The sequence below is a fragment of the Flavobacterium tegetincola DSM 22377 genome (assembly GCF_000425485.1).
In the GTDB taxonomy this organism is placed as follows: domain Bacteria; phylum Bacteroidota; class Bacteroidia; order Flavobacteriales; family Flavobacteriaceae; genus Flavobacterium; species Flavobacterium tegetincola.
This window is the reverse complement of record NZ_AUDN01000020.1, coordinates 97,552-114,440: the sequence shown is the minus strand read 5'-3', so window position 1 is coordinate 114,440 and position 16,889 is coordinate 97,552. Positions and strand designations below refer to the sequence as shown.

Annotated in this window: 18 protein-coding genes; 10 read left to right on the top strand and 8 right to left on the bottom strand. The window is 34.3% G+C overall.

The window, feature by feature from the left end; translation table 11 throughout:
- Positions 1-138: 138 nt before the first annotated feature.
- From yajC to H602_RS0104515, 4 genes are all read right to left on the bottom strand, one after another.
- Complete coding sequence (yajC, locus tag H602_RS0104530) at positions 139-426, bottom strand: preprotein translocase subunit YajC (RefSeq protein ID WP_026976945.1); 288 nt, start codon at positions 424-426, stop codon at positions 139-141.
- A gap of 24 nt (positions 427-450) precedes the next feature.
- Positions 451-912 carry a DUF1573 domain-containing protein gene (locus H602_RS0104525; protein WP_026976944.1) on the bottom strand — a complete coding sequence of 154 codons (462 nt, stop codon included), beginning with the start codon at positions 910-912 and terminating at the stop codon, positions 451-453.
- A gap of 96 nt (positions 913-1,008) precedes the next feature.
- Positions 1,009-1,914: a transcription antitermination factor NusB gene (gene nusB / locus H602_RS0104520; protein ID WP_026976943.1), complete on the bottom strand. Its 906-nt coding sequence runs from the start codon at positions 1,912-1,914 to the stop codon at positions 1,009-1,011.
- Positions 1,915-2,030: 116 nt separating this feature from the next.
- Positions 2,031-3,137 carry a Glu/Leu/Phe/Val family dehydrogenase gene (locus H602_RS0104515; protein ID WP_026976942.1) on the bottom strand — a complete coding sequence of 369 codons (1,107 nt, stop codon included), beginning with the start codon at positions 3,135-3,137 and terminating at the stop codon, positions 2,031-2,033.
- 202 nt (positions 3,138-3,339) lie between these two features.
- On the opposite strand from H602_RS0104515, the gene H602_RS0104510 reads away from it, so the two are divergent.
- Entirely contained in the window at positions 3,340-5,103 is a 1,764-nt protein-coding gene (locus H602_RS0104510; RefSeq protein ID WP_026976941.1) for an ABC transporter ATP-binding protein, read from the top strand.
- 71 nt (positions 5,104-5,174) lie between these two features.
- Positions 5,175-5,558 (top strand): PUR family DNA/RNA-binding protein, encoded by a 384-nt coding sequence (locus H602_RS0104505; RefSeq protein WP_026976940.1) that lies wholly within the window; start codon positions 5,175-5,177, stop codon positions 5,556-5,558.
- Between the two features lie 67 nt (positions 5,559-5,625).
- Here H602_RS0104505 and H602_RS0104500 read toward each other — a convergent pair whose 3' ends face one another.
- Positions 5,626-5,973 (bottom strand): tRNA-binding protein, encoded by a 348-nt coding sequence (locus tag H602_RS0104500; RefSeq protein WP_026976939.1) that lies wholly within the window; start codon positions 5,971-5,973, stop codon positions 5,626-5,628.
- A gap of 80 nt (positions 5,974-6,053) precedes the next feature.
- On the opposite strand from H602_RS0104500, the gene H602_RS0104495 reads away from it, so the two are divergent.
- Positions 6,054-6,608, top strand: coding sequence for a thioredoxin family protein (locus tag H602_RS0104495; protein ID WP_026976938.1), 555 nt, complete (start codon positions 6,054-6,056; stop codon positions 6,606-6,608).
- A 226-nt stretch (positions 6,609-6,834) separates the two neighbouring features.
- On the opposite strand, the gene H602_RS0104490 is transcribed toward H602_RS0104495, so the two are convergent.
- The 3 genes from H602_RS0104490 to H602_RS0104480 all read right to left on the bottom strand — a co-directional run bounded on the left by H602_RS0104490 (position 6,835) and on the right by H602_RS0104480 (position 9,636).
- Complete coding sequence (locus H602_RS0104490; RefSeq protein ID WP_026976937.1) at positions 6,835-7,365, bottom strand: hypothetical protein; 531 nt, start codon at positions 7,363-7,365, stop codon at positions 6,835-6,837.
- Between the two features lie 138 nt (positions 7,366-7,503).
- Positions 7,504-8,436 carry a peptidylprolyl isomerase gene (locus H602_RS0104485; RefSeq protein WP_026976936.1) on the bottom strand — a complete coding sequence of 311 codons (933 nt, stop codon included), beginning with the start codon at positions 8,434-8,436 and terminating at the stop codon, positions 7,504-7,506.
- A 30-nt stretch (positions 8,437-8,466) separates the two neighbouring features.
- Positions 8,467-9,636, bottom strand: coding sequence for an MFS transporter (locus tag H602_RS0104480; protein WP_245574910.1), 1,170 nt, complete (start codon positions 9,634-9,636; stop codon positions 8,467-8,469).
- An 869-nt stretch (positions 9,637-10,505) separates the two neighbouring features.
- Between H602_RS0104480 and H602_RS0104470 the strand changes: the two genes are divergently transcribed.
- The 7 genes from H602_RS0104470 to nudK all read left to right on the top strand — a co-directional run bounded on the left by H602_RS0104470 (position 10,506) and on the right by nudK (position 16,884).
- The gene (locus H602_RS0104470) at positions 10,506-11,222 is read left to right on the top strand and encodes a 3-ketoacyl-ACP reductase (RefSeq protein WP_026976934.1); all 717 of its coding nucleotides are present in this window, start codon (positions 10,506-10,508) and stop codon (positions 11,220-11,222) included.
- Between the two features lie 101 nt (positions 11,223-11,323).
- Entirely contained in the window at positions 11,324-12,001 is a 678-nt protein-coding gene (trmD, locus tag H602_RS0104465) for a tRNA (guanosine(37)-N1)-methyltransferase TrmD (protein WP_026976933.1), read from the top strand.
- A gap of 82 nt (positions 12,002-12,083) precedes the next feature.
- A complete protein-coding gene (locus tag H602_RS18185; protein WP_051224187.1) occupies positions 12,084-12,557 on the top strand; it encodes a hypothetical protein in 474 nt (157 codons plus the stop codon).
- A 136-nt stretch (positions 12,558-12,693) separates the two neighbouring features.
- Positions 12,694-13,047: a 50S ribosomal protein L19 gene (gene rplS, locus H602_RS0104455; protein WP_026976932.1), complete on the top strand. Its 354-nt coding sequence runs from the start codon at positions 12,694-12,696 to the stop codon at positions 13,045-13,047.
- Between the two features lie 243 nt (positions 13,048-13,290).
- Positions 13,291-15,513 (top strand): NADP-dependent isocitrate dehydrogenase, encoded by a 2,223-nt coding sequence (locus H602_RS0104450; protein WP_026976931.1) that lies wholly within the window; start codon positions 13,291-13,293, stop codon positions 15,511-15,513.
- Positions 15,514-15,595: 82 nt separating this feature from the next.
- Positions 15,596-16,258: a thiamine diphosphokinase gene (locus H602_RS0104445; protein ID WP_026976930.1), complete on the top strand. Its 663-nt coding sequence runs from the start codon at positions 15,596-15,598 to the stop codon at positions 16,256-16,258.
- A gap of 14 nt (positions 16,259-16,272) precedes the next feature.
- Positions 16,273-16,884, top strand: a complete 612-nt coding sequence (nudK, locus tag H602_RS0104440) for a GDP-mannose pyrophosphatase NudK (RefSeq protein WP_026976929.1) — start codon at positions 16,273-16,275, stop codon at positions 16,882-16,884.
- Positions 16,885-16,889: the final 5 nt, after the last annotated feature.

Here is a 16,889-nt window from a genome sequence, read left to right as displayed (position 1 = left end):
AATTAAATGCACACAAAGGTACTTTAATTTCTCAAGATTTCCTTTTTTAAAGCGGTTTTACACTATTTATAAAAAAAATGTGCAAAAAAAAACCGAGCTTTTAAAAAACTCGGTTTTAATATTATAATTTGTGGTTGCTTATTTTTTAAGAACAACTACTTCGTTCAATTTTGCACTCATTTCCATTGAAATAGCAGAACGCTCCATTTTCAGTTTTCCTGACATGGTTTCAATGACAATTGTTTTTTCAGCTAATTCTGAAATCTTGCCGTGGATGCCACTTTTTGTAATAATTTTATCACCAGCTTTCAATTGACTTTCAAATTCTTTCTCTGCTTTTGCACGCTTTTGTTGTGGACGAATCATTAAAAAGTAAAAAACTCCGATCATTAAAACGTACGGTAAAAATTGCATTATGTCTCCCATTTTCTGTATTCTATTTAAAATTAATTATTCTACAATATTTGCTTTTATGGTCAGTTTTTCTTTGCCAATAGCGGTATTCGTGGTTAAAGTAACCGATTTATTTTGCATTCCTTTTCGATCCATCGGATTAAAAACAACTTTGATAGTACCTTTTCCTCCAGGAACAATTGGTGCTCTCGGAAATTCTGGCACTGTACAACCACATGAAGCTTTAGCATCTGTGATAATCAAGTCGGCATCACCAATATTTGTAAAAGTAAATACTTTTTCAGCTTTATCCGTTCCATTAATAGACCCAAAATCGTGATGAGTTGCCTCAAATCCCATTACGGCATACTTAGCATTCGGATCAATCGTTTTTGATGCTTCCGTATTTTCCGGCATAATTACATACCCGTGTTTGGGTTTTTCAACTGCTGCTTCTTTTTTACAAGAAACAAACGCTAATCCCGCAAGGATAATAAAACCAATCGATTTATAATTCATATCTGAACACTTTTTATTATTAAATTTATAAAAGAAGCTTATTTTGAAACGTATGTTCTACTGTTCTAAATCTACCTAAATTATATTTTTAAAATCTTACATTAAACCTCTTCCCGTTTTTAGCAAGGTATTATTTGCCTGCATTTCCTTAACCAAATTATCTAAAATTCCGTTGATAAAAATACTACTTTTTGGCGTAGAATATTCCTTAGCTAATTCTAAATATTCATTAATAGTTACTTTCACAGGAATAGATGGAAACTTCATGAACTCACAAATGGCCATTTTTAAAATAATGGTGTCAATTTCTGCAATTCGTTCTGTATCCCAATTTGGTGTTTTATCAAAATACTGTTTTGCTAAATCTTTTTCATTTAAAACTGTCTTGCGAAACAAATTTTTAGCAAAATCTTTGTCCTCAATGTCTTTGTACAAGCGAGGCATTCTGATTTCGGTTTCTTCTTTTATTGCTTTTAACTGCTTGATAATTTCGGTATTCACCAATGGAATATCGTCTATCCAAGTCAATTTATTGTCTTCAAGGTAATCGTATAATTTTTCATTAGGAACGATGATATCGGTAAAGATATCTAACACAAATTGCTTGTCTTCTTGAAAATCATTTTCACGATTGGACATGTATTTTGCATACACATCACTTTCTTTGATCAATCGCAACAAAAGCTGGATGTAATCATCATGTGTTTCCCAATTGTCAATTTTTCTATTTTCTAGAGAAAGGGTCAGATGACTGCTTTCTGCTAATAAATGAATGACTTTGTTTTTAATAAATTTGTTGTTCGGATTTCGCTCTTCTGAAGTTACTAAATGTTTTAGACTTGATTTGTGTAAGAACACTTCCTCCATTTTTTTCAACTCCATAAGTGTTGAAATCATTACGAGGTATAAATCTTGAATATTTTCTAAACTGTAGAATAGAAACTTTTCTTCTCTTTCAAGATCACCAGATTGGCTTTGGTGTAATGCATAGATGGATTGCATTACTTTTACACGGATATGTCTTCTGTTTAGCACGGATAAGAACTTTTATAAAATTAACAAAGCGAAAGAGACTTCTTTCGCTTTGCAAAAATAAATAATAATATTGAAACTGCTTCTTATTTAGATGCGTTTTCTTGTTTTCTTTTGTCAATCACTTTTTGTGCCATACGCATTGCTGCATCTTGCGTGGTGATATTACTTTCTTTAGCGAAATTTAAAATTTCTAAAGTTGTATTGTAAATGTTCTCTGTTCTTCTCATTGCTTCTGCACTATCGTATCCTACGATTTCTGCATATACATTGATAATTCCACCTGCATTAATCAAGAAATCAGGAGCATAAGTAATGCCTTTATCTCTTAAAATCTGACCGTGAACTGCATCATTTGCCAATTGGTTATTCGCCGCTCCAGCAATTACTTTCGCTTTCAATTTATTGATAGTCTCATCATTAATTGTAGCACCTAAAGCACATGGCGAATAAATATCTACATCAGCACGGTATAAATCAGCACCTCCAAAGATGGTAGCACCGTATTTATTACTCACTTCTTGCAAACGCATTTGATTTAAATCTGTAATTTTAACTATGGCTCCTTCTTTCGTCAAATAATCTACTAAAGTTTCTCCAACATGTCCAATTCCTTGGACCAAGATTTTCTTTCCACTTAAGTTTTCAGTTCCGAATTGGAATTTAGCTGCAGCCTTCATTCCCATGTAAACACCGTAAGCTGTTACTGGCGAAGGATTTCCTGATCCACCTTTGCTTTCAGAAATACCAGTTACAAAGTTGGTTACACTTTTGATATTGTCCATATCTTCAGTTGTAGTTCCAACATCTTCCGCTGTAATGTATCTTCCGCTTAAAGAATTTACATATTCACCAAACTTTTTGATCATCTCTGGTGTTTTGTCTATCTTAGAATCACCGATAATTACGGCTTTTCCACCACCAAGATTTAAACCTGAAATGGCAGACTTAAAAGTCATTCCACGAGACAATCGCAAAACATCATTTAATGCTTCCCATTCGTTGGCATAATTCCACATACGTGTTCCTCCCAAGGCAGGTCCCAAAACCGTATTGTGAATACCAATTATTGCTTTTAAACCAGTATCTTTGTCGTTACAAAAAACAATTTGTTCATGGTTGTCAAATGACATTTGTCCAAAAACTGGATCGATTTTGTGAAGCTCACTCGGTTTTAATACTTCTGTAATCATAGTTGTGACTTATTAAATGATTTTTATGACTTTGTTAAAAAGACGGGGCAAAATTACTGTTTTATTCAAAGTATTGCAATAAATTTGCATATATTTAATAATACAATAATTTTCAGAGCCGAAAGCCAAACATATCAAAATTTAAAATTATACAATTTTTTAACATTTTAATTCAACTAAATCATTTTCGATTCTCTTACCTATGAAAGAACTCCAATTTTTGAATAAATACTTTGCAAAATATAAATATCGTTTTTTGTTCGGTATCCTTATTACGATCGTTGCTCAAATATTTATGCTCTTCACACCAAAGCTGATCAGCAAATCTTTTCAAGCTATTGAAACATCAATGAAAGCGGATACTTTGGTTGACAATACCGCTGTAGCAAGTGAATTATTGCAAAACATCATACTTATTATCATCACCACAATTATTGCAGGAATTTTGACATTTCTGATGCGTCAAACCTTAATTGTAATGTCTCGTTTGGTAGAATTTGACTTAAAAAACGAAGTCTTCCGTCATTATGAAGTTTTAACCCAAAACTTTTATAAGAAAAACCGTACAGGAGATTTAATGAATCGCATTAGCGAAGATGTAGGAAAAGTGCGCATGTATGTTGGTCCTGCAGTTATGTATTCTATAAATACACTAATACGCTTTACGTTTGTAATTGCCTATATGTATAATGTATCGCCAAAATTAACTTTATATACGTTACTTCCATTACCTATATTATCGTATGCTATTTTCAAGTTAAGCGTTGAAATCAACAAAAGAAGTACCATTTTTCAGGAAAATCTATCTAATTTATCCACCTTTTCCCAAGAAATTTTCTCTGGAATTCGTGTGATCAAAGCCTATTCCTTGGAAGCCAACCAGCAAGTAAACGTAGAACGATTGTCAGAAGAAAGTCGCGCAAAAAGTATGCGATTGGCCAAAATAAATTCCATATTCGGTCCCTTGATGATGGCGCTTATTGGCGTGAGTAATTTAGTTGTAATATATTTTGGTGGAATGATGTACATTGACGGCACCATTTCCAGCATTGGAATTATTGCTGAATTTATTTTGTATGTCAATTTACTTACATGGCCCGTTGCCTCTTTGGGTTGGGTTTCGTCGATGATTCAAGAGGCAGAAGCGTCACAAAAACGAATTAATGAGTTTTTAAAAATTGAACCTGAAATTCAAAATAAAAATCCTGAATCCACTCCTATAAACGGTACGTTGGCTTTTGAAAATGTAGGATTTACCTACGAAGACACCGATATTGTGGCTTTAAAAAATGTAAGCTTTTCATTGGAAAATGGTCAAACACTTGCAATTATTGGAAAAACAGGCTCTGGAAAATCAACCATTATTTCATTAATCAGCCGACTTTATGATGTCAATAAAGGAAAAATTACCATTGACGGCAAAGACATTCGAGCACTGAATTTATTCGATTTAAGAAATAGTATCGGGGTCGTTCCACAAGACGCCTTCTTGTTTTCAGATTCTATTAAGAACAATATTAAGTTTGGAAATGAAAATGCTACAGATGAAGAAGTCTATGAAGCTGCGAAAAAAGCAGTAGTTCATGATAATATTATCAACTTCAATTTGAAATATGAAACGGTCCTTGGTGAACGTGGAATTACACTTTCTGGAGGACAGAAACAACGGGTTTCAATTGCACGAGCCATTATCAAAGATCCAAAAATTCTATTATTGGACGACTCACTTTCGGCTGTAGATACGGAAACTGAAGAGCAAATTTTACACAATCTGTTAGAGTTTTGTAAGAACAAAACTACTATTATTGTAACGCACCGAGTTTCTTCGGCTAAAAACGCCGATAAAATCATCATTTTAGAGGATGGTCAAATCATTCAACAAGGCTCTCATAATCAATTATTAAACCAAGAAGGCTATTACAAGGAACTTTATAACAAGCAACTTTCTGAAAAAGAAATGCAGTAATTGTTGGTCATTTAACTTTTTTTTCTGATTTTTGGATACCAATAACAACAAGATTTTAGACAAGAAGCGTTATGAGAGAAAATGATATGTTAGAAAAAGAGGAGATTTTTTCTAAAGTTTTAAGAGCAGGACGAAGAACGTATTTTTTTGATGTAAGAGCTACAAAAGCTGATGATTATTACATTACCATTACGGAAAGTAAAAAATTTACTGAGGAAGACGGTTCTTTTCATTTCAAGAAACATAAAATTTACTTGTACAAAGAGGATTTTACCGCTTTCGCTGAAATTTTGGAGGAAATGACTTCTTATGTTTTAAATCATAAAGGTGAAGAAGTAATTTCTGAACGCCATCAAAAAGATTACAAAAAAGAGTTTTTCTCTGAAAAAGAAGAAACGATTTTAGCAGAACCTAAAATAAATAGTTTTACAGACATTCGTTTTGAAGACATTTAAACAATAGCATACAACCAAACCAAAAAACCACCATTAAGTCTGAAAATCATATGATTTTCAGACTTTTTTATGCAATTGAAGTTCCATTATTAACTCTGAAGTCCGGATTTAATAAAACCACATCTCCTTCTGTTCCAACCGCTCCTAAAACCAAACATTCACTCATAAACTTCCCAATTTGCTTTCTAGGGAAATTTACAATGGCCACAATCTGCCGATTCAGTAAATCATCTTTTGAATAACGTTTGGTAATTTGTGCTGAAGTTTTTAAAACCCCAATTTCACTGCCAAAATCAATATGCAATTGATAAGCGGGATTTCGAGCCGTAGGAAAATCGTTTACTTCAAGAATAGTTCCCACTTGTAAATCTATTTTTTCAAAATCAGGCCAACTAATCAGATCCTTTTTTTCCATAATGCAAATTCGTTAAGTATTTCAAATATACAACTCGAACCGTATTTTTTTAGTACATTTAGCTTCAAATTAATTTCACAATGGCTCAAACTCCTTCTAGCATGTTACCTCTTGGAACGGTGGCTCCTTCATTTAAATTGGAAGACACAAACTCAAACTACCAGTATTCATTCGACGAATTAAAAGGCAGTAAAGGAACCTTGGTCATCTTTATGTGCAACCATTGTCCGTTTGTGATTCACGCCATCGACGAAATTGTAATGATTGCCAATGATTACCGTGTTCAAGGTCTTGGGATTATGGCAATTTCAAGTAATGATGCTGTTAAATATCCACAAGATGGACCTTTGGAAATGACCGAATTTGCTTTTAGAAATAAAATGGAATTTCCTTATTTATATGATGAAACGCAGGAAGTAGCCAAAGCTTTTGACGCTGCATGTACACCCGATTTCTTTTTATTTGATGCTCAAAATCGCTTAATTTACAGAGGTCAATTAGACGATTCCCGACCTGGAAATGGTTTAGCTACCGGAGGAACAGACTTGAGAAACGCGATTGACAGCTTGATTTATAATAGGAATTTGGCTTCTCCACAAAAACCAAGTATTGGCTGTGGAATAAAATGGAAATAAAGGTGAGTTTCTTAAATCATTAAATTGAGACCTAATTTGCATAATACTTTAAACTTTTCTTCTTCTAGCATATCACTTCTAATCTAGCAAAGTCGCAAAGACGCAAAATTTGCATTACAACCTTTGGGACTTAGCGCCTTTGCGAGACCATTTTTTTTATTAAATGAAATGTTTTCAACTCATATAAAAGTAAATAGAAAAATACTGCAAATCATCGCAAGAAATCCTACTCTCTCCTCTTCAAAACCACATTAACCGGCTTATTCACTCTAGCCCCAAATTGCTGTGCTTTTTCTGCCTGAGTCGTACACAAAACGTACATATTAAAAGCAAATAAATTGATAATTTGAGTCTGATAAACAGGTTTTTCAGAAACATCTTCTATTTTAGCACGCATTCCTTCAATAGGAAAATCATTCGTAGTAGCAATGATATAAGTAGCTTTCGAAAAAGGAAAAAACCAACGCACTTTTTCTTCGGTTGAATCTTCAGTTAATTTATTCCCTTTACTGTCAATTTTATAGTTTTCATAAAAGGTCATCACTTCATCACGATGAGTCCAGCTGTATTTATTTCCCGTATTAACCATTTCATTTCCAAAGAAATCAATCAAAGTCACTTTTAGATTGGGAATATTCTCAGGCTTTCCATCTTCGTGAATGTGCAGCACCAAGAACGATGAAAAATCATAACCACAATGTTGTTGTGCAGTTGCAGAGAAAAATCCTAGAAATAAAAAGATATAGAGAATTCGCATTTTGAGTTTTTTTGAAAGTGCTACAAATCTACAAAAAACAAAAATCCCAATGCAAAATTGCAATGGGATTTGTGTTTTAAAATTTTGAGCTTAGATAATACCGTTTACCACTCAAAATTCATAACTCATAATTCTTAATTATTTTACGTCCATTAATTCAACATCAAAAATTAAGTTTGCGTTTGGAGGAATTGCTCCACCTGCTCCTGCAGAACCGTAAGCCAAGTGCGATGGAATAGCAAAACGAGCTTTATCTCCAACACTTAAAAGAGCAATACCTTCGTCCCAACCTGCAATTACATGCCCTTTTCCTAAAGGAAATTCAATTGGTTTTTTTCTTGGGTAAGAAGAATCAAAAACCTTACCATCAGGCAATTGTCCTGAGTAATGTACCGAAACTGTTTTACCAACTTCTGCTTTCTTACCACTTCCTTTGTTAATCATTTTATAACGCAAACCGCTAGCTGTTTTTTCAAAACCTGCAGCAATTTCTTCCATTGCAGCTTCTCCAGCTTCACGTTCTGCAGCTTCGCGTTTGGCTCTTGAACCTTCAAAAGTTCTAAAAGCTTCTACAGCATTCCATTTTTGAGCTTCGTCTCCTACTCTCACAATTTCAACAGACTCTAAAGTATCGCCTTGAGCAACAGTATCTACAGTATCCTGTCCTTCAACAACGTGACCAAAAACAGTATGCTTGTTGTCCAACCAATCCGTAGGAATGTGCGTGATGTAAAATTGAGAACCATTAGTTCCTGGTCCTGAATTAGCCATTGCTAAAACTCCCGGTCTATCGTGTTTCAAAGAAGGATGAAATTCATCGTCAAATTTATAACCAGGATTTCCAGTTCCTTGCCCTTGAGGACAACCACCTTGAATCATAAAATCTGGAATTACACGGTGAAATTTCAATCCGTTATAAAAAGGCTGTCCTTGTGGACGTGCTGTATTTTCTAAATTTCCTTCAGCCAAAGCCACGAAATTCCCTACCGTTCCTGGAGTCAAATCGTGTGTAAGTTTTACTAAAATTGAACCTTTTGGCGTGTTGAATTTAGCATATATTCCGTTTTCCATCGTATTTATTTTTTTTATTAAAGGGCAAATTTACAAATTAATTTCTGAATTGTTAAGTGCGTGTTGCTGTTTTCGTTTTGATTTATAGGTAAACGCATATACAGCAAATGCCAAAGCAGCAAGTACCATTCCGCCTAAACCAACCGCTTCCCATGCTCCTATTTTCCATAAAAACAGTCCGAAAGCAGAACCTAAAGCTGTTCCAAAAAAACTGAACGACATAAAAACGGTGTTCAACCTGTTTCGCGCTTCGGGTAAAATGGAATAGACACGCGTTTGATTTGAAATGTGAATGGCTTGTATACCAATATCAATTAAGATAATTCCGATCACGAGTCCAACAACGCTTTCTGACGAGAAATAGAACACGATAAAGCTCAAAAACATAAGTAAAATACCATAACCAATTGCAATTCGGGAACTTCCTTTATCACCAATTTTCCCAACTAATGGTGCCGCTAAAGCTCCGGAAGCCCCTACAATTCCGAATAAACCAATCGTGGCACTGTTGAAATTAAAAGGAGCTTCGGACAAAAGTAAAACCATAGTAGTCCAAAAAGCGCCAAACTGTGCAAAACTAAACACATTAATTAATGTTGCTTCACGCAAAACGGGTTGTGTTCGTATTAAGGTAAATAGCGATTGAATTAATTGACCGTATGAACCCTCAAATGTGGGTTTATTTTCAGGAAATAGTTTACGGATTACAAAAAACAAGACCAAGCAAACGCCTGCTGCAATCCAAAACATAGAACGCCAGCCCCAGATTTCACCAACAAATCCACTCAAGGTTCGCGATAATAAAATACCCACGAGTAAACCACTCATGATGGTTCCGATCACTTTTCCTCTTTTTTCAGGAGCACTTAACGAAGCGCCAAGCGGTAAAATGAGTTGTGGAACTATAGAAGTTATTCCTATTAATAAGGATGCAATTTCGAGAATGAAGAAACTTTTTGAAAGTGCAGCAAGAATTAAAGCCAGAACTGATGCAAATGTGGTAACTAAAATTTGCTTTTTACGCTCAACTTTATCGCCAAGAGGCACCATTAAGAATAACCCGATGGCATAACCTGCTTGCGTTAAATAAGTGATGCTTCCCGCTTCTGCTTCTGGGATGTTAAATTCATTTGCGATTAGAACGATTAACGGTTGACAATAATACAAATTAGCAACAATAATTCCTGTGGCAACTGCCATGAATAAAACTTTGGATTGTGATAAATACATTTTGCAAAAGTACTCATTCAAATAGGGTCTATTTTTTAAAAGTTTCTTAAAGTTTCTTAAACCATTTACGTAAATTAAGAAACACTTAAATATTGAAAACAAAACGATTTCGTGTTTATAAATGATACCATTTTTGCCATTCCGACAAAGTACTTAATTTTTTTAGCAAGGCAATAATTTTTTAAAGTAAGACCATAAAAAATTCCAACTAATAACTTTTATAGATTAGAATAAATAAAAAAATTAATTGCGTTGAACTCTTATTGTTTAATTCTAATACTACCATTTTTGACTGTCGAAATGACTGCTTAAAAATTACATGATTTAAAATCAAGAGACGCTATCTTTCTACTTTTTGATAAAAATCAGCAAGCAGTTGATTTACATTTGAAAGTCGAAGAGCACAAAGTTGTTACTTCGTATACCTATATATTTCCAAATGAAGATATTTAAATTTTTTAACCTACTTAAAAGTTACATTTAAATGAGAAAATTACAAGCGAAGAAAAGTTAGAGTCAGTCGAGCGTACATCGTAAATTTTCCCGCAATTATAATGTGACAAAAATTATTTTAACCTCATTAAAAAGAATTGCTGAAATCCCAAATCCCCTAGCCCAGATCGAAGTGGAAAGCCCGGAATTAGAAAAGCTAATTTTTTCCTGCTCAAAAAGAGCGACCAAAGGAAGCTCCTTTTTGAGTTTGGAAAAATAGCTTTTCTGATGAGGACTTGAAATGGAGTGCTGGAATAAGCTTCTAAAAAAATTGAACTATAATCTTTCGTTAATCACTCGTCTATGTTTATCCGAAATATTAAATTTGTCTTTTAAAATAAACGAACATGGAAAATATAAAAGGTAAAAAAGCAATTATTACAGGCGGCGGATCTGGACTAGGAAAAGCAACAGCATTGGCTTTCGCCAAAGAAGGAATTGACGTTGCCATTACAGGTAGAAATGAAAAAAACTTGCAGGAAACAGTTTCAGAATTGAAAGCTTTAGGTGTGAATGCCACTTATGCAAGCTTTGATGTAGGAAATCATGCTGAAGTTAAAACGGGAATTGATTCTATAATTAAAGACTTTGGCACGGTAGATATTTTGGTAAATAACGCTGGAATTGCTGCTTTTGGAACATTTTTAGAAATGAGTCCAGAAGATTGGCACGGAATGATCCAAACCAATGTGATGGGAATGTATTATGTAACGCGCGAAGTTTTACCTCATTTAATCAAGAACAATCAAGGTGATATTTTTAACGTTTCTTCGACAGCTGGAATTAATGGAAATGCAGGAACGTCGGCTTATTCGGCTTCAAAATTTGCAGTAATTGGTTTGTCAGAATCATTGATGAAAGAAGTTAGAAAAAACAACATCCGTGTGTGTACTTTGACGCCAAGTACTATTGCATCACAAATGTCACTTGATCTGGGAATTACCGATGGCGATACTGAAAAAGTATTACAACCGGAAGATTTTGCAGAATTAATTGTGAGTGCTTTGCAGCTTTCAAGAAGAGCGATGTTAAAATCAGCTTCTTTATGGTCTACAAATCCATAATAAAAACACATTTCTACGAAAAGCGACTTTAATTCTAGTCGCTTTTTTTATGGCCAAAACTGTGCTAAACTTTGTACCTTTGCAATCTTGAAAATTAAATTATGCGAATCGATATTGTCACTATTTTACCTGAATTATTAAGAAGTCCGTTTGAAGCTTCAATTATGAAACGCGCCATTGATAAAGGATTAGTAGAAGTGCATTTTCATAACTTGCGGGATTATACTACGAACAAGCAAAAGTCAGTTGACGATTATCCGTTTGGTGGTGGAGCAGGAATGGTGATGACGGTGCAACCTATAGACGCTTGTATTTCAAAATTAAAAGAAGAACGTACCTACGACGAAATCATTTATATGAGTCCTGATGGCGAAACGTTGAATCAGAAAATGGCCAACACAATGTCAATGTATGAGAATATTATTATTCTATGTGGACATTATAAAGGTGTAGATCAAAGAGTGCGCGATCATTTTATTACCAAAGAGATCTCTATTGGTGATTATGTTTTGTCCGGTGGTGAATTAGGTGCCTTAGTACTTTCTGATGCTTTGATTCGATTGATTCCTGGTGTTTTAAGTGACGAAACTTCGGCGTTAACCGATAGTTTCCAAGACAATTTACTTTCAGGACCTATTTATACACGACCTGCCGACTATAAAGGTTGGAAGGTTCCAGAAGTGTTGACAAGCGGCCATTTTGCAAAAATCGATAAATGGCGTGAGGACAAAGCCTACGAACATACTAAAAATAGACGCCCTGATTTATTAGAGGATTAGTAGTTTAATTTTTTCCTAAAGTTAGATTGTTCATTTTTAATTCTTTGATAAAATTCTTAACTTTAAGAAAAAACAAAAAATTATGAAAAAACTACTTACAATTTCAACTTTACTATGTCTGTTTTCTTTTGCCAATTTATTTGCGCAAGATATTGTTCCTAAAAAACCGGAAAGTAATGTTCCACTACTAATATCTGAAAATTTTGAGTCTCGGTTTCCTAAAAAAGATCCAGTTTGGTTTTCGCAATATCAAGGGCGCTATGATAATAAGTTGGTATATGAAGCTCGATTTATCTTTGACCGCCGTTATTCCGCTGCGATTTACAATAAAGATGGCGCTATGATTGCGTTTACAGCTACAATTGAAAATAGCGAAATTCCTGAGAAAGCGCTGACTTACATGATGGAAAATTATCCGTATCAAAATATTACCGAAGCGGGAATGGTGGACCGCGGAGCAAATTCCACTGTGGAACTTGGAATTTACATCAACAATCGTTTTACAGTTGTCGTTTTTGACAAAGAGGGAAATTTTATAAAGACTACCTTAGGTTAATTGATTTATCTTATAAAAAAAGTAGGCCTTAAATATTTTTAATTGATTTTTTTACCTACTTTTGCACCCTTATTGGATTAACCTCTGGCGAAAGGCGTGTATGTTGGTCTGATTACAACCATAATTAAAAATTATCATGGCAGATTTAATGAAATTCGTTAGAGACGAATTTACTACAAAAAAAGATTTCCCCGTTTTCGGAGCTGGAGACACTATCACAGTTTTCTACGAAATTAGAGAGGGTGAAAAAACAAGAACACAGTTTTTTAAAGGTGTTGTAATTCAAAGAAGAGGTTCTGGAGCTACAGAAACTTTTACTATTCGTAAAATGTCAGGTTCAGTTGGTGTTGAGCGTATCTTCCCAGTGAATTTGCCAGCTTTGCAAAAAATTGAAATCAACAAAAAAGGTGCAGTTCGTAGAGCTAGAATTTTCTACTTTAGAGAACTTACTGGTAAAAAAGCCAAGATTAAAGATAAAAGAAGATTCTAATTTTCTTTCAATTACTAAAAACTCCGATGCAAATCGGAGTTTTTTTTTGTTTAAAAAACAGGTAATTTAATTGTCTAATTTTAGAATTAGATAATTTATAGTGTCAAAAATTATCAATTCAACAATTCTACCGCGCTGTTTTACCAAATTAATAATTATAATGTTTTCGCTATCAGATACAATACGAATTCAAGCACTTTTTAGTATATTTGTGTCGCATTAAACAAAAATAATTTTTACTTTATGTCAAAACAATCTACTATTTTCTATACCATTACGGATGAAGCGCCAATGCTTGCAACACATTCGTTTTTACCAATAGTTCAAGCTTTTACAGCTCCTGCCGGAATTACAATTACACCCAAAAACATTTCTTTAGCGTCAAGGATAATTTCCAACTTTCCTGATTTCGTTGAAAAAAGCCAACAACAAGAAGATGCTTTATCGGAACTTGGAAAATTAGCCACAACTCCTGAAGCGAATATTATCAAACTTCCTAATATTTCTGCTTCAATTCCTCAATTAAAAGAGGCAATTGCAGAACTTCAATCACACGGAATTTCGGTACCTAATTATCCCGATAATCCAACAAATGACGAGGAAACTAAAATAAAAGCAGCTTATGCTAAAGTATTAGGATCTGCAGTAAACCCAGTATTACGCGAAGGAAATTCTGATAGACGTGCTCCAAAAGCAGTTAAGAATTACGCAAAGAAACATCCACACTCTATGGGTGCTTGGTCTACAGCATCTAAAACAAATGTAGCAAGTATGCCAGAAGGTGACTTTTACGGAAGTGAAAAGTCGCTCACTATTGAAAATCAAAAAAGCTATAGCATTCAATTCGTTGCTCAAGATGGAACAACTACCGTTTTAAAAGCAAATAGTGCATTGACTGCCGGTCAAATTATCGATAGTGCTGCATTAAACATCAATACATTAAAAAAGTTCATTGCGAAAGAAATGACAGAAGCTAAAGCTAAAGGTATTTTGTTTTCTGTGCATTTAAAAGCTACGATGATGAAGGTTTCTGACCCAATCATTTTTGGTGCAATTGTAGAAGTGTTTTTTGCTTCTGTTTTTGAAAAATACGCTGCTGAATTTGCAGAATTGAAAGTAGACGCCAAAAACGGTTTAGCTGCTTTATATACTAAAATTGCAGGTCACCCAAAACAAGCTGAAATAGAGGCTGCTTTAAATAGTGCTTTTGAAAATGGTCCTGAGGTTGCTATGGTAAATTCTGATAAGGGAATTACCAATTTGCACGTTCCTTCTGATGTGATCGTTGATGCATCTATGCCAGCGATGATTCGTAATTCAGGAAAAATGTACAATACGGAAGGAAAATCACAAGATACTTTGGCGATTATTCCAGACCGTTCGTATGCAGGATTATACCAAGCTACAATTGATTTTTGTAGAGAAAATGGTGCATTAGACCCAACAACTATGGGAAGTGTTGCCAATGTTGGTTTAATGGCTCAAAAAGCGGAAGAATATGGTTCCCACGATAAAACATTCACAGCGGCTGCAAGTGGAACTGTTCAAGTTTTAGATGGAGATAATGCTGTTTTATTCGAACAAAAAGTCGAAGCTGGAGACATTTTCAGAATGTGTGAAGTAAAAGATGCTCCAATTCAAGACTGGGTAAAGCTAGCTGTTAATCGTGCACGACTTTCTAATACTCCAGCAATTTTCTGGTTGGATGAAAATAGAGCTCACGACCGTGAATTGACTAAAAAAGTACAATTATATTTAAAAGAATATGATTTAACTGGTTTAGATATCCAAATCATGAACCCAATTGACGCGACTAATTTCTCTTTGAAAAGAATCGTAAAAGGTCTTGATACAATATCCGTAACTGGAAATGTATTACGTGATTATTTAACGGATTTGTTTCCAATTTTAGAAGTTGGAACATCTGCTAAAATGCTTTCTATCGTTCCTTTGATGAATGGTGGAGGTTTATTTGAAACAGGTGCTGGAGGTTCTGCTCCAAAACATATCGAACAATTTATTGAAGAAGGCTATTTACGTTGGGATTCATTAGGTGAATTCTTGGCCTTGGGTGCTTCTCTTGAATTTTTAGGTCAAAATAACGACAATGCAAAAGCAATTGTAATTGCAGAAGCATTGGACATTGCTACGGAACAATTTTTAGAAAATGATAAATCACCCTCTAGAAGACTTGGCGGAATTGATAATCGTGGTTCTCATTTTTACCTTGCTCTATATTGGGCTCAAGGGTTAGCAGCTCAAGATAAAGATGCTGAATTGAAAGCTACCTTCTCTCCTATCGCGAAAGAATTATCCGAAAATGAAGATAAAATTAATGCGGAATTAATTGCTGCTCAAGGTTCACGTCAAGAAATTAAAGGATATTACAATCCAAATTATGAGTTGACAGACAAAGCAATGCGACCAAGTGCTACTTTTAATGCTGCTTTGGCAAAATTAAAATAACATTATATAAAGGATTTTGAAAAAGACGGCTTTTTAAAGGCCGTCTTTTTTTATATTTACAACTTAATTCTAATTACAATCAATGTCATCCCATCACATCGTTCGTGACGACCAAGAACCTGCTTTAATTATTGCAAATGGCGAAAGTTGCAGCCCAGAACTTTTAGGACAATTACTAGAATGGTCGCCGATTGTGGTTGTTCTTGATTCTGCTATGACAAGAGTCGTTGAATTAGGGATTAAAGTCGATGTTTTATTAGGAGATTTCGACCGAAATTTCAATGCAGATAAATATAAAAATGCGCAATATCCAATTGAAATTGTGCATACGCCAAATCAAAACAAAACCGATTTAGAAAAAGCATTTGATTATTTAATTGAACGAAAAATTCCTGCTGTAAACGTAGTTTGGGCAACGGGACGAAGAGCAGACCACACCATTACAAATGTGACTAATATTGTTCGCTACCAAAATGATTTGAAAATTGTAATTCTTGATGATTATTCTAAAGTTTTTCAATTGCCAAGAAAATTTCAAAAATGGTATCCTTCAAAAACGATTTTATCGTTGATTCCAATTGGTTTAGTAGAAGGAATTTCATCCGAAAATTTAGAATACCCTTTGGAAAACGATACCCTAACTATTGGTTACCGAACCGGAAGTAGTAACTCGGTTTTAAGTGATGGAATGGTTACGATTACACATTCTGATGGCGATTTACTATTAATGGAATGCCACGATTAAAAACTAAAATTTCTATGAAAAACCCAAATATAACTATCAAGAAGACAGAAATATTGTCTGATAAATGGGCAAAACTTTCCAAAATAACGCTAGACTACACCAAAGAAGATGGTGAAGTTGAAGAGCAAAAACGAGAAGTCTACGACCGTGGCGATGGTGCTGCAATTTTACTTTTCAACAAAATAAAAGAGACAGTTGTTTTAATAAAACAATTCCGACTTCCTACCTATTTAAACCAAAATGAAAGTGGTATTCTAATCGAAGCTTGTGCAGGTGTTTTAGAAATTGAACATCCAGAAGAATGCATCAAACGTGAAACTGAAGAGGAAACGGGTTATGAATTACATGCAGTAAAAAAAATATTTCAAGCATACATGTCTCCGGGTGCGGTTACAGAAATTATTCATTTCTTTGTAGCCGAATACGATGATGAAATGAGGAAAGGAAAAGGCGGCGGTTTAGCTTCAGAACACGAAAATATTGAAGTCATCGAACTCCCTTTTGAAACGGCTTACAACATGATTGCTTCAGGCGAAATTGTCGATGCCAAAACCATAATGCTTTTGCAATACGCAAAAATTAATCAGTTATGTGTCAATTCGAGCAACAGAAATTCCGAAGAATAATTAAT